The sequence below is a fragment of the Vreelandella piezotolerans genome (assembly GCF_012427705.1).
Lineage (GTDB): Bacteria > Pseudomonadota > Gammaproteobacteria > Pseudomonadales > Halomonadaceae > Vreelandella > Vreelandella piezotolerans.
In genome coordinates, this window is record NZ_CP048602.1 from 896,884 (window position 1) to 922,108 (window position 25,225).

The 25,225-nt window shown below is 59.2% G+C and carries 21 protein-coding genes; 12 read left to right on the forward strand and 9 right to left on the reverse strand.

Annotated features, from left to right (window positions below; translation table 11 throughout):
- The 3 genes from fhuF to GYM47_RS04155 form a co-directional block, all read right to left on the reverse strand.
- Window positions 1–774, reverse strand: coding sequence for a siderophore-iron reductase FhuF (fhuF, locus tag GYM47_RS04145; RefSeq protein ID WP_153842198.1), 774 nt, complete (start codon window positions 772–774; stop codon window positions 1–3).
- 110 nt (window positions 775–884) lie between these two features.
- Complete coding sequence (locus tag GYM47_RS04150; protein WP_139525215.1) at window positions 885–1,652, reverse strand: ATP-binding cassette domain-containing protein; 768 nt, start codon at window positions 1,650–1,652, stop codon at window positions 885–887.
- A 66-nt stretch (window positions 1,653–1,718) separates the two neighbouring features.
- Complete coding sequence (locus tag GYM47_RS04155; protein WP_153842199.1) at window positions 1,719–2,276, reverse strand: cytochrome b; 558 nt, start codon at window positions 2,274–2,276, stop codon at window positions 1,719–1,721.
- 162 nt (window positions 2,277–2,438) lie between these two features.
- Between GYM47_RS04155 and fhuB the strand changes: the two genes are divergently transcribed.
- Both fhuB and GYM47_RS04165 read left to right on the forward strand, forming a co-directional pair.
- Window positions 2,439–4,418: a Fe(3+)-hydroxamate ABC transporter permease FhuB gene (gene fhuB / locus GYM47_RS04160; protein ID WP_153842200.1), complete on the forward strand. Its 1,980-nt coding sequence runs from the start codon at window positions 2,439–2,441 to the stop codon at window positions 4,416–4,418.
- 116 nt (window positions 4,419–4,534) lie between these two features.
- Window positions 4,535–5,146, forward strand: coding sequence for a LysE/ArgO family amino acid transporter (locus GYM47_RS04165; RefSeq protein WP_054645171.1), 612 nt, complete (start codon window positions 4,535–4,537; stop codon window positions 5,144–5,146).
- A gap of 27 nt (window positions 5,147–5,173) precedes the next feature.
- Here GYM47_RS04165 and ltaE read toward each other — a convergent pair whose 3' ends face one another.
- The gene (gene ltaE, locus GYM47_RS04170; RefSeq protein ID WP_054641357.1) at window positions 5,174–6,184 is read right to left on the reverse strand and encodes a low-specificity L-threonine aldolase; all 1,011 of its coding nucleotides are present in this window, start codon (window positions 6,182–6,184) and stop codon (window positions 5,174–5,176) included.
- Here ltaE and GYM47_RS04175 point away from each other — a divergent pair.
- Window positions 6,183–7,541 (forward strand): NAD(P)/FAD-dependent oxidoreductase, encoded by a 1,359-nt coding sequence (locus GYM47_RS04175; protein WP_231125514.1) that lies wholly within the window; start codon window positions 6,183–6,185, stop codon window positions 7,539–7,541. The two genes, ltaE and GYM47_RS04175, sit on opposite strands and share 2 nt — an antisense overlap.
- 124 nt (window positions 7,542–7,665) lie before the next feature.
- Window positions 7,666–8,220, forward strand: a complete 555-nt coding sequence (gene speG, locus GYM47_RS04180) for a spermidine N1-acetyltransferase (protein WP_058578657.1) — start codon at window positions 7,666–7,668, stop codon at window positions 8,218–8,220.
- Window positions 8,221–8,274: 54 nt separating this feature from the next.
- On the opposite strand, the gene GYM47_RS18470 is transcribed toward speG, so the two are convergent.
- Window positions 8,275–8,397 carry a hypothetical protein gene (locus GYM47_RS18470; RefSeq protein WP_255303821.1) on the reverse strand — a complete coding sequence of 41 codons (123 nt, stop codon included), beginning with the start codon at window positions 8,395–8,397 and terminating at the stop codon, window positions 8,275–8,277.
- A 574-nt stretch (window positions 8,398–8,971) separates the two neighbouring features.
- On the opposite strand from GYM47_RS18470, the gene GYM47_RS04185 reads away from it, so the two are divergent.
- The 4 genes from GYM47_RS04185 (at window position 8,972) to GYM47_RS04200 (ending at window position 13,949) form a co-directional block, all read left to right on the forward strand.
- The gene (locus GYM47_RS04185) at window positions 8,972–10,684 is read left to right on the forward strand and encodes a thiamine pyrophosphate-dependent enzyme (protein WP_153842201.1); all 1,713 of its coding nucleotides are present in this window, start codon (window positions 8,972–8,974) and stop codon (window positions 10,682–10,684) included.
- 63 nt (window positions 10,685–10,747) lie between these two features.
- Complete coding sequence (locus GYM47_RS04190) at window positions 10,748–11,551, forward strand: alpha/beta fold hydrolase (protein ID WP_139525221.1); 804 nt, start codon at window positions 10,748–10,750, stop codon at window positions 11,549–11,551.
- Between the two features lie 43 nt (window positions 11,552–11,594).
- Window positions 11,595–12,362: a metallophosphoesterase gene (locus GYM47_RS04195; protein ID WP_054641358.1), complete on the forward strand. Its 768-nt coding sequence runs from the start codon at window positions 11,595–11,597 to the stop codon at window positions 12,360–12,362.
- Window positions 12,363–12,452: 90 nt separating this feature from the next.
- Entirely contained in the window at window positions 12,453–13,949 is a 1,497-nt protein-coding gene (locus GYM47_RS04200; RefSeq protein WP_058578655.1) for an alanine/glycine:cation symporter family protein, read from the forward strand.
- Window positions 13,950–13,993: 44 nt separating this feature from the next.
- Here GYM47_RS04200 and GYM47_RS04205 read toward each other — a convergent pair whose 3' ends face one another.
- Window positions 13,994–14,932, reverse strand: a complete 939-nt coding sequence (locus GYM47_RS04205) for a cation diffusion facilitator family transporter (RefSeq protein WP_058578654.1) — start codon at window positions 14,930–14,932, stop codon at window positions 13,994–13,996.
- A 129-nt stretch (window positions 14,933–15,061) separates the two neighbouring features.
- Between GYM47_RS04205 and GYM47_RS04210 the strand changes: the two genes are divergently transcribed.
- Together GYM47_RS04210 and GYM47_RS04215 are read left to right on the forward strand one after the other, a co-directional pair.
- Complete coding sequence (locus GYM47_RS04210; RefSeq protein ID WP_153842202.1) at window positions 15,062–15,616, forward strand: GNAT family N-acetyltransferase; 555 nt, start codon at window positions 15,062–15,064, stop codon at window positions 15,614–15,616.
- 46 nt (window positions 15,617–15,662) lie between these two features.
- Window positions 15,663–16,499 (forward strand): alpha/beta fold hydrolase, encoded by an 837-nt coding sequence (locus GYM47_RS04215; RefSeq protein WP_153842203.1) that lies wholly within the window; start codon window positions 15,663–15,665, stop codon window positions 16,497–16,499.
- A gap of 88 nt (window positions 16,500–16,587) precedes the next feature.
- Here GYM47_RS04215 and nirD read toward each other — a convergent pair whose 3' ends face one another.
- Genes nirD through GYM47_RS04230 form a run of 3 tightly spaced genes read right to left on the reverse strand, consistent with a single transcriptional unit; the run spans window position 16,588 to window position 20,841 of the window.
- Entirely contained in the window at window positions 16,588–16,962 is a 375-nt protein-coding gene (gene nirD, locus GYM47_RS04220; protein WP_153842204.1) for a nitrite reductase small subunit NirD, read from the reverse strand.
- A 28-nt stretch (window positions 16,963–16,990) separates the two neighbouring features.
- Window positions 16,991–19,516: a nitrite reductase large subunit NirB gene (gene nirB / locus GYM47_RS04225; protein ID WP_153842205.1), complete on the reverse strand. Its 2,526-nt coding sequence runs from the start codon at window positions 19,514–19,516 to the stop codon at window positions 16,991–16,993.
- Between the two features lie 17 nt (window positions 19,517–19,533).
- On the reverse strand, window positions 19,534–20,841 hold the full coding sequence (locus GYM47_RS04230) for an NAD(P)/FAD-dependent oxidoreductase (protein ID WP_139525227.1): 1,308 nt from the start codon (window positions 20,839–20,841) through the stop codon (window positions 19,534–19,536).
- A 634-nt stretch (window positions 20,842–21,475) separates the two neighbouring features.
- Between GYM47_RS04230 and GYM47_RS04235 the strand changes: the two genes are divergently transcribed.
- Both GYM47_RS04235 and cobA read left to right on the forward strand, forming a co-directional pair.
- The gene (locus tag GYM47_RS04235; protein WP_153842206.1) at window positions 21,476–24,199 is read left to right on the forward strand and encodes a nitrate reductase; all 2,724 of its coding nucleotides are present in this window, start codon (window positions 21,476–21,478) and stop codon (window positions 24,197–24,199) included.
- A complete protein-coding gene (gene cobA, locus GYM47_RS04240; RefSeq protein WP_139525229.1) occupies window positions 24,159–25,043 on the forward strand; it encodes a uroporphyrinogen-III C-methyltransferase in 885 nt (294 codons plus the stop codon). Before GYM47_RS04235 ends, cobA begins: the two co-directional genes overlap by 41 nt.
- The last annotated feature ends 182 nt before the right edge of the window (window positions 25,044–25,225 follow it).

The window sequence follows — 25,225 nt, forward strand, 5'->3', positions numbered from 1 at the left end:
TTATCCTTTGCGACGCGCTTGGCGGTCGCACCCTTCTAGCGGGCAATTACCGCATACGTCAAACTCATCGAGCAGGTAGCGCAGGCAGCAGAGCTTGCGCACCCGCTTGACCTCTCCGCTGCCGCTGGGTTGGTACGTACGTACTGGCTCATACAACGGGTTGCGCTGTCCGTTGAGGGTGCGCGACTCCAGCAGTGCACGCGTGGCGGCCAGGGCGTCTTGGTTGACCAGCGGGTGTGCTGCCAGGGCATTGACGTAGTAATCCACGTAGCCGCCTGCGTTGCTCCAAAATACCCGTGGTGCGGCCCCGGAAATGGCCGAGAGGCGCTCGATGAGCGGGGCCCAGTGCTGCTCGATGAGCGTGGCAAAGCGAGCAGCGGTGTCCAGCGTAGTAAAACGCTCGCCTTCATGGGGTAGCCAAAGCCCTTGAGTACAGCCTTCCTCATTTTGAATCACATAGAGATCATCCAGCCCGACGGGTAGGTCGCGATTCAGCAGCAGATGAGCGGTCAGCGTGGGAACGGTGAGGGTGCTGAAGTGCCATTTCGACCAAAGCGAGGCGATGGCGCGCTTGTCTCCATTCGGGTAGCGGCTGGCGTAGCGCGCCATGTCCTCTTCGAGCAGCGCAGCATTGCGCCAGCGAGACGCCTTGATAGCCCCCTGTGGCACCGCTCCTTCGATCAATGGCGGCGTAAAATGCTCAAGTGGCCCTTGATAGCAATCAGCGAGAGACAGTGGCAAGACGGTGTCGGGTTGGCGCAAAGCGAGAGGCATAACCGAACTCCAAGACGTGATAAGCGCACGTGAGTAGAGTCTCAGCATAAGCGATAATGCTTATCAGTTGAAGAGTTAATTGAGAACGACTCTTCTTCCAGCCGTGGCGTTCATTGCGCCACGGCTATGCGGTGTCCGCCATTGGGGTGCTGCATGACCTGCATGGGTAGGCCGTAAATGGCTTCTAACGTGGTATTTTGCATCAGGGCATCGGGCGTGCCGTGGGCCAGCAGGCGGCCACTGTGAAGCGCCATGAGTTCATCGCAATAGCGCGAGGCCATGTTAATGTCGTGAAGAACGATGATCACGCCCAGGTTCAGCTCGTCGCAGAGCTTACGAATCAGCGCCAATACTTCCATTTGGTGGGCGATATCCAGCGCCGCGAGCGGCTCATCCAACAGTAGAAAGCGGCTGCCCTGGGCAATCAGCATGGCCAGCCATACCCGCTGGCGCTCTCCGCCCGAGAGCGTATCCACTAAGCGGTCAGCGAAGGCTTCCGTGTGGGTGAGGGCAATCGCCCGCTCGATCGCCTCTTTGTCTTTTTGATTATGGCGACCCAGTAGACCGTGCCAGGGGTAACGCCCAAACGCCACCAGCTCGCGTCCGGTGAGATTTTCGGCACTGGGTAGATGCTGGGGCAGGTAGGCAACTTGACGGGCAAACTCACGATGCCCCCACGCCTGCAAAGGGCGTTCATCAAAATGAATGTCGCCTTCACTGACGGGCTGCTGCTGGGCCAGCAGCTTGATCAGCGTCGATTTTCCAGAGCCATTATGGCCAATCAGACCATACACCTTGCCTTCTTCAAAGGTGTGGTGAATCGGTTGAAGAAGGGGCTTGCCGTTGATGGCGAAGGTGGCACCCTGAACGTTAAACATGCGTCACTCCTGGCCAAGCGGGCATCGAGCAAATGAAAGATATATTGTATCGCTAATAGTTATCATTTAGAAATTTTTCCGTGACCGGCCGCCTATAATGGCCATGACGATATGCCCGGCCACCAGCAGAAGCAGTAGCCAAGAGAGCGGACTGTGCAGCAGGTCGGCAGGGAGCATGAGCGCCGGAGTATCGTTCTCTGCACCAGGAATCAGCTCCCAGCCATACGCCTTGAGTGGCCAGCCGCCAGCGTAGTGTCTGATTAAGCCAAGGCTGGCAATCAGCATTAACAGGGCATAAAACGCCCCATGCACGATGCGCGCCAGTCGGCCACGTAGCGTTTTCGGTGGCTGCGGCCGCTGATGACGCTGGCTATACCACCAAAGTAATCGCCCTAAAGTGATGACCATTAGCAGTAGTCCGATCGCACCGTGTGGCGCTAGCCGTGACAGCATTAACGTCACGCTCGTTTCGCCCAACACACGCCACATGGCCACGACGAAAAACTGGGTGAGTACTAACAACGCCGTGAGCCAGTGAAACGAGCGGCTGACGAGACCGTAGCGAAAGGGCGTATCTCGCCACGTGTTGGGCAAGGCGGCAGAGTTTGACACTGCTTTCAACATAATGAGGCTCATGAGTCATGGGCGTTGGACAAGATTGTAGTGTGAATACTTATCATTTAGAATCTCGCCCTTTGATTTATTTTCTGCTTTCTCGATTGCCAAGGTCACGCCCATGACAATGCCTGCCCGTGCCTCCGCTGTCCTCGTTGACGGGATATTGTCATGCACCTGATGCGTCGCCGTTCTCCCGCTCCTATCTGCTTACTGCTGAGCTTGCCGTTGATGGTATTGCTGTGGCTGAGCTTGCAGCAGCAGGGCGGTATCGCGCAGAGCGCACAGGCGCTGTTGTCTCCCACGTTCGATAACGTCGATGAGCTGCTGCTGCACTTCGCTTGGTGGCCGCGCTTTACCATTGCGCTATTAGCCGGTGGCGGTCTAGCGCTGGCTGGGGTGCTGATGCAACAGGTGCTCCGTAACCCGCTGGCATCGCCCACCACCTTGGGCGTGGCGTCGGGCGCCAACTTGGCGCTGATGGCGGTGACGCTATTGGCCCCCGGCATGCTTGCGATAGGCAGTGAGTGGATTGCGCTGCTAGGTGGCGCTGCCGCTATGGGGCTGGTGTTTGCACTCTCGTGGCGGCGTGGATTGGCGCCCATCGCGGTGGTGCTGGCGGGGTTGGTGGTCAATCTGTATCTGGGCGCGCTCTCTACAGCCTTGCTGTTGTTCAATCATGAAACCCTGGCGGGGCTGCTGATTTGGGGGGCAGGCTCTCTGGCGCAGAATGGCTGGGATGGCGTGGCGTCACTGGCGCCACGACTGGCTCTTTGCGGTTTGGCCGCGTGGCTGTTGCTTCGCCCTTTAGCCGTGTTAGAGCTTGACGACGCCAGCGCCAAAAGCCTGGGGATTTCGCTCAAGCATTTGCGCTTTGCCGGGTTAGGGCTGGCGGTCTTCCTCACCGGTAGCGTGGTGAGCGTGGTCGGGATCATCGGCTTCATAGGGTTAGCGGCTCCCAATATCGTCCGTATGGCGGGAGCACGCACATTGCGCGCGCGCATACTTTGGTCGACGTTATTAGGCGCTGTGCTGCTGGCCACCACGGATCTCTTGCTGCAGCGCTTTTCCGGCATGGTAGCGACGCTAATTCCCACCGGGGCCGTGTCCGGAGCGTTAGGCGCGCCACTACTCATGTGGTTGATTCCCCGCCTTAAGCTGCAGGGGGACCGTCCGCCCCAGGCATCTGGGGTGGTGATCACGCGTCACGCTGCGCCCCACCGTTTAATCACAGGGCTACTGCTGGCGCTGGTGGCGGCCATGGTGGTGGGCCATTTAGTGGGGCAAGGGGCCAACGGCTGGAGCATCATTGCCCCGACGAATTGGGGGGTGATTGAGTGGCGCTTTCCGCGCGTAATGGCGGCAGCGGCTAGCGGTTTGATGCTGGCAATAGCGGGGACCATTCTTCAACGCCTTTCGGCCAACCCCATGGCGAGCCCCGAAGTGTTGGGTATTAGCGGTGGCTGTGCTATTGCGCTGATCTTGGGTATTTATCTACTCCCTGCCCCCAGTCATGCACTATTAGTGGCGATAGGAGCGCTAGGGGCACTGGCGACGCTACTAGTATTGGTAGTGCTCAATCGTAAAAGTGGTTTCGTACCGGAGCGGCTCCTGCTCAGCGGTGTGGCGATTAGCGCGCTGTTCGATGCGGTGCGCAGTGTGCTACTGGCAGGTGGTGATCCGCGCGGACAGCAAGTCATCGCCTGGCTGGCAGGCTCTACCTATTACGTGGAGGTGGGTAGTGCGCTGCTCGTGGGAGGAATCGCAGCGGCACTAGCGCTGATATCGCTGCCGTTCACTCGCTGGTTAGACATCATGCCGATGGGCGCCGCTACCGCGCGTTCACTGGGCATTGGCTTAAACCATGCGCGCCTAGCGCTACTGCTGCTGGTCGCTCTGCTCACCGCCTGCGCCACCCTGGTGGTGGGGCCGCTCTCCTTCATTGGCTTATTAGCCCCGCACATGGCTCGGCTACTGGGCTTCTCCCGCGCCCGCCAGCACTTAGTAGGCGCTGCCTTGATCGGTATGTTGTTGATGGTATTGGCCGACTGGGTGGGCCGCCAGATCATGTTCCCTTATGAGATTCCGGCAGGCTTAGTAGCATCGTTGCTGGGCGGTGCCTACTTCATGTGGGGGCTGCGGCGGTTATGAGCACGTAGTCTCGGTATGTATGAATTTTACTAATGCATCATTAGCAAGATGATTTTTTTTATATGAGCCCTCCCTTACCCTAGCGCCATCTTTACTCAAGCATAAGGCGAACGGCAATGTGGGAAAGCTACCTAACGGGGTTAGTGGTGTGTGGCGGCATCATCATGGCGATTGGGGCGCAGAACGCTTACGTGCTGGGGCTGGCCGTTCGCCGCGAATACCACTGGTGGTCGGCGGGGCTGTGCATGAGTGCGGATGTCGTGCTACTGACGGCCGGCATGTTTGGTGCCAGCGCATTTTTGCTCACCATGCCGAGCGCCATGGAAGCCATGCGCTGGGTGGGCGTGCTGTTCTTGAGTTGGCTGGCGGCACAAGCGCTATGGCGTGCAGTCAGCGGCCGTGAAGGCTTGAAAGTCAACGGCGTCAAAGCCCGCAGCCTGCGCAGTGTGCTGCTGGCGACACTAGCGGTGACGGTGCTCAACCCGCAGGTCTACCTCGATACGCTGCTGCTGATTCCCGCTATTGGTGCCCAGCAGGAGAGTGCTGGCGTGTTCGTCGCGGGGGCGTCGACAGCGTCGATTCTCTGGTTCAGCCTGTTGGCCTGGGGCGGGGCGGCGCTATCGCCATGGCTCTCCCGTCCCGGCGCATGGCGCACCATCGATGGGCTGATCGGCCTGATGATGGCGGCCATCGCAGTGCACCTTGCGTTCGACTCGGTACTGTTTTAAGCAACGTGCAAGAAACGCATCCTCCGGCTACGCCTGATCGAAGTAGCGCTGGACGATGGTCAGCACTTGTTCGATATCGTCGTCGCTAATGTCTCGATGCACGACCATGCGCGTAGCGTAAAGAAGTTCTATCAGCACGCCATTCGCCTTGAGCCACTTAGCCAACGGCGCGACATGCGCTGGGTCGATGCGCACGAATACCATATTGGTGGCCTGGGAGGTCACCTCGATGGCGGAAAAGGCTGCCAAACCTTCGGCCAAGCGTGCCGCACGACGGTGGTCGTGAGCCAAATCTGCCACGTGGTGATCCAGGGCGTGCTGGCAGGCGGCGGCGATGAGGCCTGCTTGGCGCATACCGCCACCCACGACCTTTCGCCAACGTCGAGCCCGGTCGATCAATGCCTGAGAGCCCACCAGTGCCGAGCCCATGGGCGTGCCTAACCCCTTCGAGAAGCATAGCGACACGCTGTCGAAAGGCTGACAAAGCTGTTTGAGAGAGGTGTCCGTGGCCACGGCGGCATTGAATAGCCGGGCACCGTCTAGGTGGGTAGCCAGGCCGTGTTCTCGGGCCAGCGCGGTGGCCTGCTGCACGTACTCGGCAGGCAGTACCTTGCCACCTATGGTGTTCTCCAGCGCCAAGAGCCGAGTACGGGCAAAGTGGAAGTCATCGGCCTTGACGGCGGCGGCGATTTTGTCGAGGGGCAGGCTGCCGTCTGGTGCGTTTTCGATCGGCTGGGGTTGAATGCTGCCCAATACCGCGGCACCGCCCCCTTCGTAGCGATAGGTGTGGGCGTTCTGGCCGACGATGTACTCATCACCCCGCTCGCAGTGGGCCATCAAAGCCACCAGGTTGCTCTGGGTGCCGCTGGGGAACAGCAGCGCCGCTTCTTTACCCGCACGCTCGGCCAGCGTGGCTTGAAAGGCGTTCACCGTCGGGTCGTCGCCCCATACGTCGTCGCCCAGCGGGGCCGCCATCATGGCGTCTCGCATGGCGGCGGTAGGGCGTGTCACCGTATCGCTTCTTAAATCAATCTTCATGGAACGACTCCTGGTTGAGGCAGAGACAGGGCACGCTGCCAATCATCCACTATGGTTAATGGGTGCGACACCCAACGTTTATCTGCCCGGTCTGACCGTATGGCAATCCAGCATAGGCAATAAGATGGATCTTAAAAGTGGTTATCCGTTCTGGACGGTAAAAAATGGATTATTGACCCCTTTTCCGCAGCTTAACCAGGATTTGCAAGCGGAAACAGTGATTATTGGCGGCGGTATTACCGGTGCTTTGATCGCCGACGAGCTAAGCCGCCACGGCCATCGCGTCGTAGTGCTCGAGAGGCGTGATGTAGGGTGGGGAAGCTCTGCGGCCAGTACGGCGCTACTGCAGTATGAAATCGACACCCATATGGTGCATTTGGCCGAGCAGTACGGTGAGGCCAATGCCGTGATGGCCTATCGAAGCTGCGCCGAGGCGATTGTCTCGCTAGAGCGCTTGGCTGCCGAGTTGGGTAATGTCGCTTTCAGTCGCCAGAAGAGCCTCTACTTCGCGAGCCAAGAAGCGGATGTCGACGCGTTGAAGGCTGAGCTTGCGATGCGCAAGCGCTTCGGCTTCGATGTCGCTTGGCTGGAACAGCGTGCGATTGAGGCTGACTACGGCTTTTCAGCGCCAGGGGCGATCCTGTCCTCGTTGGCCGCCCGTATCGACCCATACCGCATGGCATATCACTTACTGGAAAACGTCGTCCGTCGGGGCAGCCAAGTGTTCGATCGCACCCAGGTGGAGCAGCTGATAACTGATGACGACGGCGTCAACGTTCGGCTTCGTAATGGGGCTACGCTGCGTTGCCAACAGGTCATTATCGCTTCTGGGTACGAAAGCCAAACGTGGTTGCCAGCGCCAGTGGCTGCCAATCGTAGTAGCTATGCGTTTGTGACCGACCCCTTGCCTAGCGAGGTATTGGGCAAGCTGGGACACACGCTGGTGTGGGAGTCCGCACGACCGTATCTCTACCTGCGTTCCACGCAAGAAGGGCGGTTATTGATCGGCGGAGAGGATGACGATGAAGACATTGCCGAGCGTCGGGACGCACGGGTGATGGAAAAAGCGCGAACGCTGGCGGCCAAGGTAGAAACACTGTGGCCTGACCTTGAGATCAATCCGACGTTTTGCTGGGGTGGCACGTTCGCGGAAACCGACGACGGTTTGCCCTATTTCGGGCCTCACGAGGCGCTAGGTCCTCGAGTGCATTTCGCCATGGCCTACGGCGGTAACGGCATCACGTATAGCATGATAGGTGCCCAACTGCTGCGTGCACTGATCGAAGGTCGCGAGCACCCCCTTGGGGCGTTGTTCTCCTTTCAGCGAGAGCCTTCGATGGCGTCAACGCGCCGTTAATAAAACGCTACACTACGAGAGCTAACACACCCAGTTGCGTCAATCCTGTCGTTAAAATGACTGACCTGCCACATTGCCCGTGTGATGGCATTGTCTCGTTTGATGAATTAAGAGAGTGTCGACCATGAGTCCCGCTTTGTTCCTTCGTGCCCTGGAGCGCAATGATTTGCGCTTCGTCCATGAACTCAATAACAACCAGAGCATCATGTCGTACTGGTTCGAGGAGCCTTACGAATCCTTCGATGAACTCGAAGAGCTGTACAACAAGCATATCCACGACAACGCCGAACGGCGTTTCGTAGCAGAAGACAGCGCCGGTAACGCGATTGGTTTGGTGGAACTGATCGAAATCGACTACATCCACCGCAGCGCCGAGTTTCAGATCATCATTACCCCAGAGCACCAGGGCAAAGGGTTCGCACGCTCACTGATTCGCCAAGCGCTGCACTACTCCTTCACGATTTTGAATCTGCACAAGGTCTACTTGATCGTAGCGGTACAGAACGTCAAAGCGATCCATCTCTACGAGGAGAGCGGGTTCATCGAAGAGGGCCACTTGGTTCAGGAATTCTTCATCAACGGCCAATACCGTGACGTCAAACGTATGTATATCCTGCAGGAGACGTATCTGGCGCAGTTGAATCAGCAGCCCATTGAAGAGGGCGGTTGGGAGTCATGACACCCCACGTCTTGGTCGTTTGCCAAAGGCGCTGACCAAGACGTAGTCAGTGCCTTACTGCTGGCGCATATAGGCAGCGAGGGCGTCGAACGCGGCGCGTTGCTGCTGCGCGCGTTTTGCCCAGACTTCCATGACGTCGACTTCCATGGCCGCATTATGAGTAATGGCATCCTTCATGGCGAACACTCCTGGTGCAGAGGTAGAGGAATCGTTTTTGTTATACGCAGCTTGCTTTGTGCAGTGCAGTAAGATAGCTGTGATATGAATATTAGGCGCTTTTGCAGAGCGTTTCTAGTCCAAAAGATGTAAGTGATTTGCCATGTCGCGTAAGAAATAGCTTACAAAAAGGGGCGTCAATACGAAGATGCTTGTTAGATCATTGAATGGAAAAGGTTTTCATAATATAAAAAAGCCGACACGCTGTGTCGGCTTTGCAGGTTATCTTTTCGTCTAAGTAGGCAAATACAGGCGCATAAGCGCTGGCTATCCGTAAAAATCGGCGATGGCATCGTTGGCGGCGCGCAGCCAATACGCCTGACATTGCCAAAACGCTAGCACCTCATCGCTCACGGGTGTGATGATGCTCGAGTTGGTCATCGCAGGGTCCTCCTATAGGGCACCCTTTTCAGTGTAGACCCATTTATGCTGCGACGCAGCATGGTGCGCTACTCTCTGACCGCCCGGCAAAACTCATCGTCTCGGTCTAGGCTTGGTGGTGGACGTGCCATTTCCCCCGCGAAAGGAGTCGCACATGAGCGCAAACGTTGCTGAGATCATCGTCGAAACCCTGCAAAGCGCCGGCGCCAAGCGCTGCTATGGTGTGGTGGGCGATACGTTGAACCACTTTACGGACGCCCTACGGCAAAGTGATATCCAGTGGGTGGGCGTTCGCCACGAGGAAGTCGGTGGTTTTGCCGCCGGTGGCGAAGCCTATATGACACAGGAGCTAGCGCTCTGCGCAGGCTCCTGTGGCCCTGGTAGCCTGCACTTCGTGAACGGCTTGTTCGATGCGCATCGCAATGGTTCACCTGTCGTGCTTATCGCCTCGCAAATCGCGCTAGGCGAAACGGGCAGTCAGTTCCCGCAGGAAGTCGATCAAAGCGCTATTTTCAAGCAGTACAGCGTGTTTTGCGAAACCGTCGTCTCCGCCGAGCAGGCGCGGCGCATGGCCGCGTTAGCCGCCCAAGCGGCGCTTGCCAGAGGTGGCGTTGCGGTCCTTATCGTGCCAGGTGATGTGATGACACAAACCCCGGAGAATCAGCTGGGCTATCGCACGCACCGGTTTAGCTACTCGGTACGCCCGACGGCAGAGTCGCTAGTGCCCGCCGTCGAGCAGCTCAATAAAGGCGGCAACATCACTATTTTTGCAGGCGCTGGCTGCGACGATGCGCGGGAGCAGGTGATCGCGCTTGCCGAAAAGCTGCAAGCACCGATTGCCTGGACATCCCGGGCAAAAGATTTCATGGAGTACGACAATCCCTATCACGTGGGAATGACGGGCGTTTATGGTCTTGAGGGCGGCTACCATGCAGTGGCCGAGTGCGACACGCTGCTGTTACTCGGCTGTAATTTCGCGTTCACTCAGTTCTATCCGGAGCGCGCCACGATCATTCAGGTAGATCGAGATCCCGCACAAATTGGCAAGCGCTATCCGGTGGACGTGGGCATCGTCGGCAGTACGCGGGATACTTGCGAGGCGCTCGTTCAAGTCGTTAAGGAAAATACGCGCAGTCACTGGCTAGAGAAGTGCCGCAAGCGCTACGCCAAGTCGTTGGAAAAGTCTGCCCATGGAAGTCATGATAGCCAAGTGATCCACCCACAAGAGCTGACGTTGGCGATTGACCGTCACGCGGCAGAGAACGCACTGTTTACGGCAGACACTGGCAGTGTCAACGTATGGATGCTGCGCCATATTCACGCCTCCCAGCAGCGCCGCACCCTCGCGAGCTTGCAGCATGGCACCATGGCCAATGCGTATCCTCAGGCATTGGGTATTCAGCTCGCGCATCCCCACCGCCAAGTCATTGCCATGTGCGGGGATGGCGGGTTAATCATGCTGATGGGGGATTTATTGACCCTGGTACAGCAGCAAATTCCGCTAAAAATCGTGGTGTATAACAACAGTTCCTTGAGCTTTGTGGAGTTAGAACAAAAAGTAGAGGGAATGCTCGATGCCTACACCGAGCTCGAAAACCCCAACTTTGGCGAGGTTGCCGCTGCCATGGGATTATGGGGCCGCCGAGTCGAGCAAGAAGACGAGCTGGACGTCGCGATTAGCCAGTGGCTCGCCCAGCCGGGGCCTGCCTTGTTGGATGTGGTGGTGAATCCCATGGAGCTGGTGATGCCCCCCAAGGTCGAGGCCGGGCAGGTCGCCTCGACCGCCCTCTACTCCGCTAAAGCCGTGTTGAGCGGGCGCATGGATGAGGTCGTTCACTTAGTCAAAAGCAACTTCTTGAAACGCTAGTGGGTTATCGCATGCTATGTTGGCAGTGGCGCATGACACACTGACAATATCAAGAGCAATGCTATGACGCTAACGCCAGCTATTCATCACTATGACCGTTGGGTGAGTACCCCCAACGGTCGTTTATTTACGCGCACTTGGGAACCAGATCGCATACGGTCAGAGGTTCCTATCCTACTGTTTCACGACTCTCTCGGATGCGTGGATTTGTGGCGCAACTTCCCCGAAGCATTATGCGCAGCAACGCGGCAACGGGTCATTGCCTATGACCGGCTCGGCTTTGGCCGCTCCGATGCATCTTCAACACCATTGCCGCTCAGTTTTATCGACGATGAAGCGAGGGGCAACTTTGCGGCCATCTGTCATGCGCTACAGGTGACTCGCTTTATTGCGTTAGGCCATAGCGTGGGTGGCTGTATGGCCGTGCACTGCGCCGGATATTATTTTTCGCAGTGCCAGGGGCTCGTCACTATCGCCGCCCAAGCGTTCAATGAAAATCGCACGCGACAAGGGATCGAAGAGGCAAAAGCGACGTTTCAGACGCCGGAACAGTTCGCTAAGCTGGTCAAGTACCACGGCAACAAAGCCCGTTGGGTGTTCGATGCCTGGACGGATACTTGGCTAAGCCCCGAATTTGCGGCGTGGTCCCTCACTCCTGCGCTTGAACGTGTGCGGTGCCCTACGCTCGTGCTGCATGGCGAGAAGGATGAATACGGCTCTCACCGTCAGCCTGAACGCATTGCCCGCTACACCCAAGGCCCCGCCCACTGCGAAATGTTGCCCGGCATCGGTCATGTGCCACACCGGGAGGCCGAAGCCGTCGTGGTGGAGTTCATCCGTCAGTTTATTTTTCGCCTTGACGATTGACGACCCGATACCAAGCCCATGTAGGCACCACGTGAGACGTTCTATGCGTTTAAGAGTCTTATCCGATCTTCATTTAGAGCATTTTGATGGTCACCGCGAGCTGCCCCCTGCCGACGCGGATGTGGTGGTGCTGGCAGGGGATATTCATCGAAGAGCAGAAGGGCTGGCGTGGGCACGCCAGCAGTTTCCCGACCTGCCGATTCTTTACGTGCCGGGCAACCATGAGTTCTATGGCACCTGCATGCCGCTGCTGCGCCAAGAGTTAGCGCTGGAAGCCGCTCGGTATGATATCGAACTGCTGGATAATCGCTGCGTGACCCTAAGAGGCGTGCGCTTTTATGGCACCACGCTATGGACGGATTTCGCGCTTTATGCCGATGACCCCACACGCAACCCTGCCGATACCGAGTCTAAAGCGCTGCGTTACATGCCTGATTTTCGCATCATTACCACGGCCCCCGGCCAAGTGTTCACGCCTCAAGCCAGCCAATACATGCACCGGGAAGCACTGACGTGGCTGCAAGATGAACTCCAACAAGCTTTTGATGGCCCCCGCGTGGTGATTACACACCATGCGCCTTTACATCGCTGTATTCCAGAGCAGTACTTAGGCGATTCGTTGTCCCCAGCCTTTGCCTCCCACTTGCCGCACTTAATGGGCAAGATGGATCTCTGGATCCATGGTCACGTTCACGAGCCGGTGGATACGTGGTGCGATGGCACCCGCGTTATCGCCAACCCGGGCGGTTATCCAGAGGAGTTTTCGCCGCCGCTGTTTCGGCCTGATTGGGTGGTCACGGTAGGTGAATAAGTGCTGAAATGACGCGCTGCTCTATAACCTAGCTACACTCCTACTTGTGACGATGACAGTTGCTCATATAACCACAGGGAGTGAAAGGCCATGGAATTATTAGAAACGGTGCTAGGGCCACTTCGCGACGGCCTTTATGCCGTCATGATGCCCATCAGCAACTTTATCTGGAGCTATATCCTGGTATACCTGCTACTGGGAGCAGGCCTGCTGTTCACGATCATGACGCGCGGGATGCAGTTTCGCATGTTTCGGCACATGGCCCACGTGACCTTTACCGCGCGCGGAGCGGGAGATGGCATCAGTGGTTTTCAGGCATTCGCGACCTCCATGGCGGCGCGGGTCGGAACCGGTAATTTGGCGGGTGTCGCTCTGGCACTATGGATTGGCGGGCCGGGAGCGATTTTTTGGATGTGGGTGACGGCTCTGGTGGGGTTTGCGACCTCGTTTATCGAGTCGACGTTGGCGCAGGTGTACAAGCACCGCAACGAAGATGGGGTCTTTCGCGGCGGCCCTGCGTTCTATATCGAGCGCTGTCTGGGTTGGCGCTGGCTGGGGTCGCTGTTTGCGGTGTTCTTGATCATTGCCTACGGACTGGCATTCAATGCGGCGCAATCCAACACCATCGCCCAGGGCATGAGCGGTGCCTTTGGCATTCCTAACTGGCTGACCGGCGTGGTTATTGCGGCACTGGCAGGTGTCGTGATCTATGGCGGGTTAAAGTCGGTGGCACGCACGGCTGAGAAAATCGTACCGGTCATGGCCATTGCCTACCTGCTGGTGGCGCTATGGATTCTGTTTGCCAACCTCTCCGCCGTGCCCGACATGCTGTCGTTGATCGTGATGAGTGCCTTTGGGTTAGGCCCGGCGGTCGGTGGCGCGGCGGGTTACGCCATCAAGGCTGCCATGGAAAACGGGATCAAGCGCGGCCTCTTTTCTAACGAGGCCGGTATGGGCTCGACCCCCAATGCGGCGGCCCAGGCCACTGTGAAGCATCCAGCAGCCCAGGGGTTAGTGCAATCCTTTGGGGTGTTTGTCGATACCATCGTGATTTGTAGCTGCACGGCGGTGGTGATTCTGCTTTCCGGTGTTTATGAACGGCTGCTATCCGAGTCGCCGGGGGAGAGCATCGAGGGCATCCAGCTTACCCAAGATGCCATGGTGGATCATCTAGGGGGCTTTGGTGAGATCTTTATTGCCATTGCCATACTGTTTTTTGCCTTTACCTCGATTTTGGCCAACTTCTCCTTCTCTTCGGTAAACATCGAGTACCTGTTCCGCCGCCACGCCAAAAAAGCGGTGGGCGCATTCAAGATCGTTATCATCGCCATGGTGTTGCTGGGCTCTGTCGCTGAACTCAGCGTGGTCTGGGATTTTGCCGACCTCGCCATGGGCCTGATGGCCACGACCAACCTGTTTGCCATTCTACTGATGGCGCCGATTGCGGTCTCGGTGTTGAAGGATTACGAACGTCAGCGGCGACAGGGCATCGAGGAACCGCTGTTCGACCCCGCCATACTCAAAAATCCAGAGCTGGTGGATGAGGATGTGTGGCCGGTAAAAGATGAAAAGCCGGTCGATCGGTAAGCGCGTCAAGAGCGGCCTTCGAGCCGCTCTTGACGTGTTAGGGGTTAGCTAGCAGGTTTCTCTACCAACAGCCCACAAGAGGGCGCCGCCCAGCGGTTGTCGGCAGTAAAGACCACGTCGCACACCACGGGCGAATAGTCGCGGCGTACTTCTTCGTCGATGCGCTGACGCAGCGCGTCCTGTTTCGCCAGTGTCGCTTCGGGGAGGCCCTTGGGCAGCACCACATGGACGATGACGTAGAGCAGGCGGCCGGGGCGCACCATACGCACGCGCACTTCCAGGGTGTCGATATCGGCAAGGCCACGGGCAACGGCTTGGCGCACCGGTTCGGCGACGGCTTCTTCCGGAGTTTTGTTGAGCAGCTCTCTTAGCGCTTGCGATGCCATGCGCACGGGGACCCCCAGGCAGAGGACGACGACCGCAATGACCAAGACCGAATCGATGTAGGGAAGAACAGTCCGCCAGCCGAGACGATCAAACAGCATCACTAGGCAAAAAGCCGCCAGTACGGCCCCTGAAATCACGCTATTGACCAGCCAGTTTAGTTTGTCGGCGGCCACCAAGGGGCTACTGACATGGCGTTGACTACGCTGCATGACCCAGGCAGTGAGCGAGCAAGCGGCGGTCGCAAACAGCGCATACATTACCGCAAGCCCTGCAGAAATCTCCCGCCCACCCGTCAGCAAAGCGGCCACGGCATCTACCAGCGCGAAGATGGATACCCCCAAAATCAGCAAACCTTTGCATAAATTAACCAGCGACTCGAAGTAGCTGTAACCAAAGGGGTACGACTCGCTATCTGGGCGACTGGCCAGCTTGCTGACCTTGATGGTCACCAGCGCTACGCTAAAGTAGATAAGATTGAACAAGCCGTCCAATAGGATGGCTTGGGAGTTCGAGGCCAAGGTGGCCACAATACCGGCACAGCCAATCAGCAGTGCCATGAAGGCGGAAAAGGCCAAGGTACTGGATTCTGTCTTCACGAACGTATGGCTCCCATGCCTACCGAATCAAGAGGCTGGCAAGCATAGCAATATCACGCTAGGGAATGTCAGTGATTTATGCCCCGCCATGAGCTTACCCCTGCACTGCACCCAAGGAGGGATGTGGAGATGCGCCATGTCAAAGACGTAACCTTCCATTTGTTAACGCACGAAGATGCGGTTGAGCTGCTGCAGTTCGAGCGCGCAGAGCGTGCGTGGTTCGAGCAGCATATCGAGGCCAGGCCCGAGTGCTTTTACACCTTACAAGGGGTGGCTAAACACATCATCGATTGTTTAGCACTCAATGCGCAGCGCAAGATGCATCCGCTCATCATTCGCCAGCGAGGTGTCATCGTGGGACGCGCTAACCTACGTAACATTGCCGATGATCATGCCTGGGTGGGATATCGGATTGCGCAGGGTGCCGGTGGTCGGGGGGTGGCGCAGAGCGCACTTAAACACCTGCTGACGGAGGCGCGTTGCGTGTACGGTGTTACGCAGTTGGAAGCCGTCGTGGCGGTGGACAACGCAGCTTCCCAACGTGTCCTGGCAAAAGGTGGATTTACCGCCCAGAAGCGATTGCCTGGCTACTCCAGGGTAAGTGGAGCGCCTAGAGATTGCTGGATATTCGAGTACTCACCTGCCTTGTCCCATGGTTTGGCAGCTAATAACACGTTGTACTAGCCTTGAATGACGTTTTCCGTAAACGCCAAACCAGGAGGTTGATGCGATGCCATTTCTGAATGCAGGCACCGAGCAGGGCACACCGGTCGAGATTTATTACGAGGTTCACGGGGCAGGTAAACCGGTCGTACTGATCCACGGTTGGCCATTGAGTGGGCGCTCCTGGGAGAAGCAGGTACCCGCGTTGGTGGAAGCAGGCTATAAAGTGGTGACCTATGACCGCCGTGGCTTTGGCCGCTCGACGCAAGCGGACGGTGGTTACGATTACGATACACTCGCCTCGGATCTCAAAAAGCTGCTGGACGTGCTGGATCTCAACGATGCGACCCTGGTGGGCTTTTCCATGGGGGGCGGCGAAGTCGCGCGCTATTTGTCGAGCTACGGCACCGAGCGTGTCAGTAAAGCGGTGCTGGCTGCGGCGGTGCCGCCTTATCTGTATAAAACCGACGATAACCCGGAAGGCGGGCTGGACGATGCCACCATCGACCAGTTCCTGCAGGCGGTGCAAGGCGACCGTATCGCGTTCTTGGACGATTTCACCAAGAATTTCTTTACCGCCAACGACAACAGCGACCTGATCAGCGAGCCGAACCGGCTTTACCACCGCGATATCGCGGCGTTCGCCTCGCCTAAGGCGACGTACGACTGTATCAAGGCGTTTAGCTACACCGATTTTCGCCAGGATTTACCCAAGATCGACATTCCGGCGCTGGTCTTACACGGGGATGCTGACGGCATCGTTCCATTTGAAGTGAGCGGCAAACGCGCCGCTGAGCTGCTACCCAACGCGTCGCTAGAGGTGATCGAGGGCGGCCCACACGGGCTGAACGCCACCCATCCCGAGGCATTCAACCAGGCGCTGATCCGGTTTTTGGATCAATAAAGAGCGTCCCTCTCAAACAGCCGCGCCGCCTGGAAAGGCGGTGCGGCTGTTTGCATGGCAGGGTGGCGCTGTAGAAGCATGCGTTTGGCTAGCCTTCCACCCACACCTTATCTCCCTTGAAAGCGACGCGCCAAGTGCGCAGCTTTACCTCATCTTCTTCCAGGCATTGGCCATCCTCTAGGCGGAAGTGCTGTTTGTAGAGTGGCGAGGCCACGACGGGACTGCCTTTGATATCGCCGACGATGCCACGGGCAATCACATGGGCCTTCGAGAAAGGGTCGAAGTGATCCAGGGCATAGAGCTCTTGGGCGTGGCCGGGCAGATAGAACAGCGCCACTTGGGCTGGGCCTGCCGATGTCGTCAGCCATGCGGCGACGCCGGAAAACGCCACGAGGTCTGCTTTGGTGCAGAGCGGTTGCCAAGTAGCGTTGCGGTTCGTTGGTTTGAGTGCGGTGGCGGTCATGGTCATCCTCGATTCGGTGGTCACTGGATTACGCAGGGCGGAGCTGGCCGCGCTCCGACGTCATGATGATGGAGGGGTCGGGCCGCGTATCGTTGACGAAACTTCTAAAGCGCTTGAGCTTTTCGGGGTCGCTGATGGCGTTGGCCCACTCACACTGGTAGCTCTCCACCACGTGCTGCATTTGACGCTCCAGCTCGTCACCTAGGCCTAGGCTATCCTCCAGAATCACTTCTTTGAGGTAGTCGAGGCCACCTTCCAGGTTTTCCCGCCATACCGAGGTGCGCTGTAAGCGGTCGGCCGTACGCACGTAGAACATCAAAAAGCGGTCGATGGTGCGGTAGAGCTGTTCGTCATCCAAATCGGTGGCGAAGAGTTCCGCATGGCGCGGGCGCATGCCGCCGTTGCCGCACACGTAGAGGTTCCAGCCGTTTTCGGTGGCGATGATGCCGATGTCTTTGCTCTGCGCTTCGGCGCACTCCCGGGTACAGCCGGAAACGCCAAACTTGATCTTGTGCGGGGCACGCAGGCCCTTGTAGCGGTTCTCCAATTGAATCGCCATGCCCACGCTGTCCTGCACGCCGTAGCGACACCAGGTACTGCCGACGCAAGATTTCACGGTGCGCAGCGATTTGCCGTAAGCGTGGCCCGTCTCGAAGCCCGCCTCGATCAGTTCGCCCCAAATGGCCGGCAGGTCTTCCAGCCGCGCGCCGAACAGGTCGATGCGCTGCCCGCCGGTAATCTTGGTGTAGAGCTGATATTTCTGGGCCACCTGCCCGAGAACGACCAGTTTATCCGGGGTGATTTCACCGCCGGCAATGCGCGGCACCACCGAATAGGTGCCGTTTTTCTGCATATTGGCCATGAAGGTGTCGTTGGTATCCTGCAGCGGCACGTGGGCGGCATCGGTGATCGGCTCGTTGAAGCAGGAGGCGAGAATCGAGGCCACCGCCGGTTTGCAGATATCGCAGCCTAGTTGGTGCGTCTCGGCGTTGCCGTGCTTCTCCATCAGCTCGCTGAACGTCTTGATGCCTTCGACACGCACGATGTCGTAAAGCCCTTGGCGGGTATGGGCGAAGTGCTCGCAGATCGATGTATCCACCTCGACGCCGCGGGCCTCCAGTTCGTGGTCCACCACGCTTTTGAGCAGCGCCGCGCAGCCGCCGCAGCCGGTACTGGCTTTGGTCGCGCCTTTGACGCTGCCAAGATCCGCCGCGCCCGCGTCGATGGCGCTGCAGATGCTGCCTTTGGTCACGTTATGGCAGGAGCAAATCATCGCCGTGTCCGGCAGGGCATCCGGCCCCAGGGCTGGGGCGGCACCGCTTTGTTGCGGCAAAATGAGCGATGCGGGTTCCTTAGGCAGCTCGATACCGTTGGCGTAGTACTGCAGCAGCGTGTCATACACACTGTTATCGCCTACCAGCATGGCGCCCAGCAGCTTCTTACCGTCGCCCGTGACGACCAGTTTGCGGTAGACCTGGGTGAGCGGGTCGAGGTAGCGGAACATGCGGGCACCAGGGTGTTGGTTGCCGTGGGCATCGCCAATGGAGCCGACATCCACACCCAGCAGCTTGAGTTTGGTGCTCATGTCGGCACCGCTAAAACGGTCATCGCCCCCCGTTAGCGTGGCGACGGCCGTTTTGGCCATTTGGTAACCAGGGGCGACGAGGCCGAAGATACTCTGATTCCATAGCGCTACCTCGCCAATGGCGAGGATGTTCGGGTCGCTGGTGCGGCACTGGTCGTCGATCACCACGCCGCCGCGTTCGCCGATGCTCAAACCGCACTCTCGGGCGAGGCTGTCTTGCGGGCGAATACCGGCGGAGAAGACGATCAAGTCGGTTTCCAGCACCTTGTCGTCTTGGAAAACCATGCGTAGGCGGCTGGTGTCGCCGGATTCGATACGTTGAGTCGCACGCTCGGTGAGGACCTGAACGCCCAGGGCTTCGATTTTCTCTCTGAGCAGCTCGCCGCCTTCGCTATCCACTTGCATGGGCATCAAACGCGGGGCGAATTCCACCACGGCGGTGTCCAGGTTCAGGCCGCGCAGCGCGTTGGCGGCTTCCAGGCCGAGCAAGCCGCCACCGACCACCACGCCGTTGGTGGCGTTTTTGGCCGCTGCCTGAATGGCATCCAGATCATCCAGGGTGCGGTAGACCAAACAGCCGTCGCTGTCGTTGCCGGGAATGGGGGGCACAAAGGGGAAAGAGCCGGTCGCCAGCACTAACTGGTCGTAGGAGTAGCGCCCCTGGGCAGTCATCACCACCTGCGCTTCGCGGTCTATCGCCGTGACGGCTTCACCGCTGCGTAGTCGAATGCCGTGGCTGCGGTAGTAATCGGCATCACACAGGGCCAGCGACTGTGCGTCGCGCCCGCTAAAGTACTCGGATAAATGCACCCGGTCGTAAGCGCGATGGCGCTCTTCGCCAAAGATAGTGACGTCAAACCCGGCCAGCGCGCCGCTTTCCACCAGCTGTTCGGCAAAATGGTGGCCGACCATGCCGTTACCTACAATGATCAGCGTTTGTTTGTTGGAAGACGTAGTGGGAGTAGACATTGTGTGATTCACCATAGCTAAGCCGCCTCACGGGGGAGAGATAAAGAGGGTGACGAGGTGTCGAGATGCGCATCGAGCGCCGTTTGGGCATCGGTGGCGCCAAACAGAAGCAGGTGGCGGCACGCGGTTAAATCGGTCGCGGCCAGCGCCTGCTCGAAGTACCAGGGGCCGTGGCGGGTATCGCCATACAGCACCGCGCCGACGAGGCGGCCTTGCTGGAGCAGTAAGCGGCAGTAGTCGCCGGTTTCTGGGTCTTGGTAGCGAAGTTCTTCGTGCTTGGCGGCGGCCTCGGTGGGGCCAAAGGCAAACAGGCTGACACCGCTGACCTTGAGTTTGGTGGCCGTGGGGGCTTCTTGATACGCCGCGGGCGTTTCACCACACAGCACGGCGGCCAGCACGTCCACCTGCCGCCAAATCGGTTCCACCAGCCCGTAAGTGTGCTGCTCGAACTGGCAGCATTCGCCTAGCGCATGGATGTGGGCGTCGGAAGTGGTCAGGTGGCCGTCCACGACGATGGCGCGATCGCAGACGAGTCCACTCTGCTGTCCTAGCTCCGCATTCGGGGTAATGCCCGCCGCCACGATGATGCTATCGGCAGGAAGCTTTCGGCCATCGCTCAGGGTGACCGACTGCACCTGTCCTCGACCGTTATCTTCCAAGGCGGCGAGCGATGCGCCGGTTTCAATGAGGATGCCGCGTTCGCGCAGCGTGGCTTCCAGCAACTGAGCGGCGGTGGTGTCTAGCTGACGGTTCATCAACCGATGACTGCGCTGCAAAACGCTGACGGTGAGCGCGCGTCCGCCCCGTTTGCGCAGCCCTTCGGCGGCTTCCAGCCCAAGCAAGCCGCCGCCAATCACCACGGCGTTGCCGCCTTGCCGAGCAATGGCTTCCAAGGCGCTGACGTCGCGCAGGTCGCGAAACGTGTGAACACCGTCGAGCGTGATGCCGGGCACCGCTGGCAGCGCGGGGCGCGAGCCAGTGGCCAAGACCAAGCGGTCATAGCGTAACGTGTTGCCGCGATGTGTGATGAGCAGGCGGCGTTCGCGGTCGATGGCGGTCACGCGGTCGCCAAGTATCAGCGTGACGTCGTTATCGGCGTACCAGGAGGCGTCTTGCAGAGTGAGCGCCTCGGGCGCCAGTTCGCCTGCCAATAAAGGGGAGAGCAAAATACGGTTATAGGCAGGCACCGGTTCCTCACCCACCACCGTAATGCGGTGGGGGCGCTGGGGATGTCGAACCAGCGCGTCGAGCAGTCGCTGGCTCGCCATGCCGTTACCGATGATGACGAGGTGGTCTGTCTGTGAGCACCGGGAAGCGATTTCCATGGGTAGCTCCTTTGGTTGAAGCATCATGTTCAGCAAATAAAAACGCCCCTGGCACAGCCCTCTCAAGAAGGGAGTGTCAGGGGCGTCGTTGCCCGTTGGCGTCGTCGATAACGCGCAGCAACCGCCGTTGGTTGCCGAACTGTCTTATCCTAGTGGTCAGCAAAAAGCCCGCCAGCTCTTGCCGCAGGTGGATTTAATTCAGCTTAATCAGCGTATTAAGCGTTTTTGAGGATTCGGTGGGCCGCGCATAGTTGAGTTGGCGTGCCCTACTTTGGTGCTTGAGCGACGATTAATGCACCCCCTTTAGCCGCTTATTCGACAAAGAGCATTCCTTTAGCGAGTAATGAAAATACAAGCATGTTTATAAGTTATTGTTTTTATAATATTTAATGGTTTTAAGGCCGAGTGGGCGCAGGGTTTGCATTTGTTCAAGTAACAAGGAACAACGGCTCAGTGCAGGGTCTTTGCTCATAACGATCACAACCATAAATTGCGTCGAACAATACCAACGGCAGCAAATCACTGATGAGTACGGCACCGGGTAAATGGTGCCCCTGAGACAACGGCGTCCAGGCAGGCTTCTTTTGAAGCTGGCTTGGGCGCTTTTTGCTTTTTAACGCGGGAGGAAACTGCCATGCCACAGGTCAATCGGCTCGCCCGAACCACCTGCCCCTATTGCGGCGTCGGCTGCGGCGTGACTGCAACGCTTGAAAGCGGCCAGCTCATTGCCGTCGAGGGGGACCGCGAGCACCCAGCCAACTACGGCCGCCTATGTGTGAAAGGCACCGCGCTGCACGAAACGCTCGGCGCACAGGGGCGCTTGCTGATGCCCCGCGTGGATGGACAGGAGGTCTCCTGGGAGCAAGCACTCACCGTCACCGCCGAACGCTTGCAGGCCCAGCGCACTGCCCATGGCCCGCAGACGGTGGCGGCGTACTTATCCGGCCAGCTGCTGACCGAAGATTATTACGTCGCCAACAAGCTGTTCAAAGGTTTCTTGGGCACTCCGCACCTGGATACCAACTCGCGGCTCTGCATGGCGTCCGCCGTGGCGGGCTACAAGCGCGCCTTTGGGGCCGATGCGGTACCCTGCAGTTATGAAGACCTCGAAGAGGCGGAGCTGGTAGTGCTGGTGGGGTCCAACCTTGCCTGGAATCATCCGGTGCTCTATCAGCGTTTGAAGATAGCCAAAGAGCGCAACCCGTTGATGCGGGTCGTGGTGATCGACCCCCGCGTGACCGACACCTGTGAAATGGCCGATCTTTACCTGGGTATTCGTCCGGGTAGCGATGCGTACCTGTTCAACGGGCTGCTGGCGTGGATGGACGACCATAACCGATTGGATGCCGTGTACTTAGAACGCCACACCGAGGGGTTAGACGACGCGCTGGGCGCTGCCAAGCAGAGTGCAGGCAGCGTGGAAGCCGTTGCTCACGAATGTGACGTGGATCCTGAACGCCTGGAAACCTTCTATTACTGGTTTGCCAGCCAGCTCCACGTGGTCACGCTCTACTCTCAGGGGGTGAATCAATCCTCAAGCGGTACCGACAAGTGCAACGCGATCATCAACTGCCATCTAGCGGGCGGGAAAATCGGCCTGCCGGGGGCGGGGCCGTTTTCGATCACTGGCCAGCCCAACGCCATGGGCGGGCGGGAAGTAGGCGGGTTGGCCAATCAGCTGGCGGCGCATATGGATTACCACACCCCGGGCGCCCGTGAGTTGGTTAGCCGCTTCTGGACTACCCAGCACTTAACGCCCGTACTACCGGACGCCCCGGGTTACAAGGCGGTGGAGCTCTTCGATGCCATCGAGCGTGGCGAGATTAGCGCCCTGTGGGTGATGGCCACCAATCCAGCAGTGAGTATGCCGGATGGGGAGAAAGTGCGCCGCGCGCTGGCAAAATGCCCGCTGGTGATCGTCTCGGAGTGCGTCGCCAATACCGACCTGCTGCCCTTTGCGGATATCGTGCTGCCCGCGTCGGGCTGGTCGGAGAAGGATGGCACGGTGACCAACTCGGAGCGGCGCATTTCCCGCCAGCGGGGGTTGCTGCCGGCCCCTGGCGAGGCCAAGCACGACTGGTGGATACTCTGCGAAGTAGCAAAACGCTTAGGGTGGGGCGAAGCCTTCGATTACACCCAGCCATGGGAGATTTTCGATGAGCACGCGCGCCTTTCAGGCTATGAAAATAGCGGCGATACCCAGCGGCTATTCGACATCTCAGGGCTGGCAGGCCTGGGCCAATCGGCTTATGATGCGCTCGCTCCGATCCAGTGGCCCGTGACTCAGCAGGCCCCCCGTGGAACGGCAAGGCTGTTCGAAGATGGCCGGTTTGCGACGCCGAACGGTCGCGCGAAACTGCTGCCGATTACGCCGCGCCCGCCCGCGCAGGCGCTGAGCGACGACTACCCGCTGCGTTTGAATACCGGGCGTATACGGGATCAGTGGCATACTATGACGCGTACCGCCCGTGCGCCGCGCTTGATGAACCACCGCGCCGAACCCTTCATCGAGCTGCACCCGGAGGATGCCGCCCGGGCTGGCTTGACGGATCAAGGCTTGGCGAGGTTGACCGCTGCCGCCGGGGAGTACCGTGGGCGGGTTCGGGTCTCCCACGCCCAACGCCGAGGCGAGGTGTTCGTGCCGATGCACTGGACCGACTGCTTTACCAAGCAGGGGCGCAGCGGCGCATTGATTCAGGGGTATACGGATCCGCTCTCCGGACAGCCGGAAGCCAAACAGGGGGCGGTGGCGGTGAGCAAACTTCTCGCTGCGTGGCAGGCGACGCTGCTGCTCGCCAACGGGTTGGATGCGCCATCGTCGCCGTGGTGTCGCAGCGATTACTGGGCGCGGATCCCGATGGCCAGCTGCACGCGGTGGCAGCTGGCGGATAGTCAGCCGGTCGCGGATTGGCTGGCGCAGGTGGCGGCGTGGTGCGGCGTGCCCGCTTCGCTGTGGTGTGACGACCCGGCAACCGGCAGGCTGCGGGCAGCGGGCGTGGTGAACGGTCGGCTTTGCTGGTGGCTGATGGTGGGCCCCCCCGACGAACTGCCCGGGCTAGCCTGGCTTGAAGCGCGCTTCAATGACGCTACCCTGGAGACACGGCACCGTAGACGCCTGCTGGCCGGATGCGACGATGGCGCTGTCGATACGGGGCCGGTGGTGTGTAGCTGCCACCAGGTCGGCCAAGCCTCTATCGTCAAGGCGATCCATGCAGGCGATACCAGCGTCGAAGCGTTAGGCGCACGATTGGCCTGCGGCACCCAGTGCGGCAGCTGCCTACCCGAACTAAAAGCGATACTCGAAGAGGAGCGGCCTCATGCGCGCGCTAAGCAAACAGCTAACACAGAAGTGGCCTGATGCGCTGTGGCGTCTGGCCCAGCGGGCGTGGGCGCCGTTGAGCCGCGATAACGCCCCACGCTTGCGCTTGCCGCTCAGCGGTGCCTGCCAGCCAGGCACCGTCTATTTGGTCGGCGCGGGTAGCGGCGATGTCGAATTGCTGACGCTCAAAGCCGCGCGACTGCTGATGCAGGCAGACGCGGTCGTGTATGACCGCCTGGTTGGGGACGACGTGTTGGGGCTCGTTCCGCCGGGCACCGAGCGCTACTACGTCGGCAAAGCCAGCGGGCATCACAGCATGCCCCAAGCGGAGATCGGTGCGCTGATCGTCTCCCTGGCCCAGGCAGGCAAGTCGGTGGTGCGGTTGAAGGGCGGCGATCCCGGCGTCTTCGGGCGTATGGGCGAAGAGCTTGCAGCCCTGGCAGAGGCGGGGCTGCCCGCCGAGATCGTGCCGGGCATTACCGCCGCCTCCGCCGCAGCGGCGGGGATGGGGATTCCGCTCACCGATCGCGGCCACGCCCAGCAGGTGCGTTTCATTACGGCGCAGCTATGCCGGGAAGGCGGGATGCCGGACTGGGCGTCGCTGGCGCGTCAGGACGAGACCCTGGTGTTCTACATGGGGCTTTCCAAAGTGGCGGCCATTTGCCATGGCTTGCGCCAAGCGGGTCTGCCCGATACGTGGCCCGTCATGCTGGTAGCCAACGCCAGCCAGCCCGAGCAGCAGTCACTGGTGGGCACGCTTTCCGACATACCCGAACGCCTCGCTGCTCGGCCGCTGCCATCGCCTTGCCTAATCATGGTGGGCAGCGTGGTGAGCATGGTGGCCCACAGCCCCGCCGCTCGACTCTCTCAAACGCAGTGCTGAAAGCAGCGTTGATAGCCGAGTCGTGTTCTTTTGCGAAGCGTTTAAAACGCTGGGGTTGAAGTCTTCAAAGGCTCTCCCCATATTCGTTAACCTGCTATCAACCAGGCGGTGGAGAGGAGAGTCAGGAGTGCACGACGATGTCTCTAGGCGCGATGTTGGCCAGCAGCAGTACGGTCGGCCAT

Coding starts and splice junctions, on each gene's coding strand:
- fhuF (WP_153842198.1), bottom strand. CDS start 774: ATGCCTCTCGCTTTGCGCCAACCCGACACCGTCTTGCCACTGTCTCTC.
- GYM47_RS04150 (WP_139525215.1), bottom strand. CDS start 1,652: ATGTTTAACGTTCAGGGTGCCACCTTCGCCATCAACGGCAAGCCCCTT.
- GYM47_RS04155 (WP_153842199.1), bottom strand. CDS start 2,276: ATGTTGAAAGCAGTGTCAAACTCTGCCGCCTTGCCCAACACGTGGCGA.
- fhuB (WP_153842200.1), top strand. CDS start 2,439: ATGCACCTGATGCGTCGCCGTTCTCCCGCTCCTATCTGCTTACTGCTG.
- GYM47_RS04165 (WP_054645171.1), top strand. CDS start 4,535: ATGTGGGAAAGCTACCTAACGGGGTTAGTGGTGTGTGGCGGCATCATC.
- GYM47_RS04175 (WP_231125514.1), top strand. CDS start 6,183: ATGGAACGACTCCTGGTTGAGGCAGAGACAGGGCACGCTGCCAATCAT.
- ltaE (WP_054641357.1), bottom strand. CDS start 6,184: ATGAAGATTGATTTAAGAAGCGATACGGTGACACGCCCTACCGCCGCC.
- speG (WP_058578657.1), top strand. CDS start 7,666: ATGAGTCCCGCTTTGTTCCTTCGTGCCCTGGAGCGCAATGATTTGCGC.
- GYM47_RS18470 (WP_255303821.1), bottom strand. CDS start 8,397: ATGAAGGATGCCATTACTCATAATGCGGCCATGGAAGTCGACGTCATG.
- GYM47_RS04185 (WP_153842201.1), top strand. CDS start 8,972: ATGAGCGCAAACGTTGCTGAGATCATCGTCGAAACCCTGCAAAGCGCC.
- GYM47_RS04190 (WP_139525221.1), top strand. CDS start 10,748: ATGACGCTAACGCCAGCTATTCATCACTATGACCGTTGGGTGAGTACC.
- GYM47_RS04195 (WP_054641358.1), top strand. CDS start 11,595: ATGCGTTTAAGAGTCTTATCCGATCTTCATTTAGAGCATTTTGATGGT.
- GYM47_RS04200 (WP_058578655.1), top strand. CDS start 12,453: ATGGAATTATTAGAAACGGTGCTAGGGCCACTTCGCGACGGCCTTTAT.
- GYM47_RS04210 (WP_153842202.1), top strand. CDS start 15,062: ATGCGCCATGTCAAAGACGTAACCTTCCATTTGTTAACGCACGAAGAT.
- GYM47_RS04215 (WP_153842203.1), top strand. CDS start 15,663: ATGCCATTTCTGAATGCAGGCACCGAGCAGGGCACACCGGTCGAGATT.
- nirD (WP_153842204.1), bottom strand. CDS start 16,962: ATGACCGCCACCGCACTCAAACCAACGAACCGCAACGCTACTTGGCAA.
- nirB (WP_153842205.1), bottom strand. CDS start 19,516: ATGTCTACTCCCACTACGTCTTCCAACAAACAAACGCTGATCATTGTA.
- GYM47_RS04230 (WP_139525227.1), bottom strand. CDS start 20,841: ATGGAAATCGCTTCCCGGTGCTCACAGACAGACCACCTCGTCATCATC.
- GYM47_RS04235 (WP_153842206.1), top strand. CDS start 21,476: ATGCCACAGGTCAATCGGCTCGCCCGAACCACCTGCCCCTATTGCGGC.
- cobA (WP_139525229.1), top strand. CDS start 24,159: ATGCGCGCGCTAAGCAAACAGCTAACACAGAAGTGGCCTGATGCGCTG.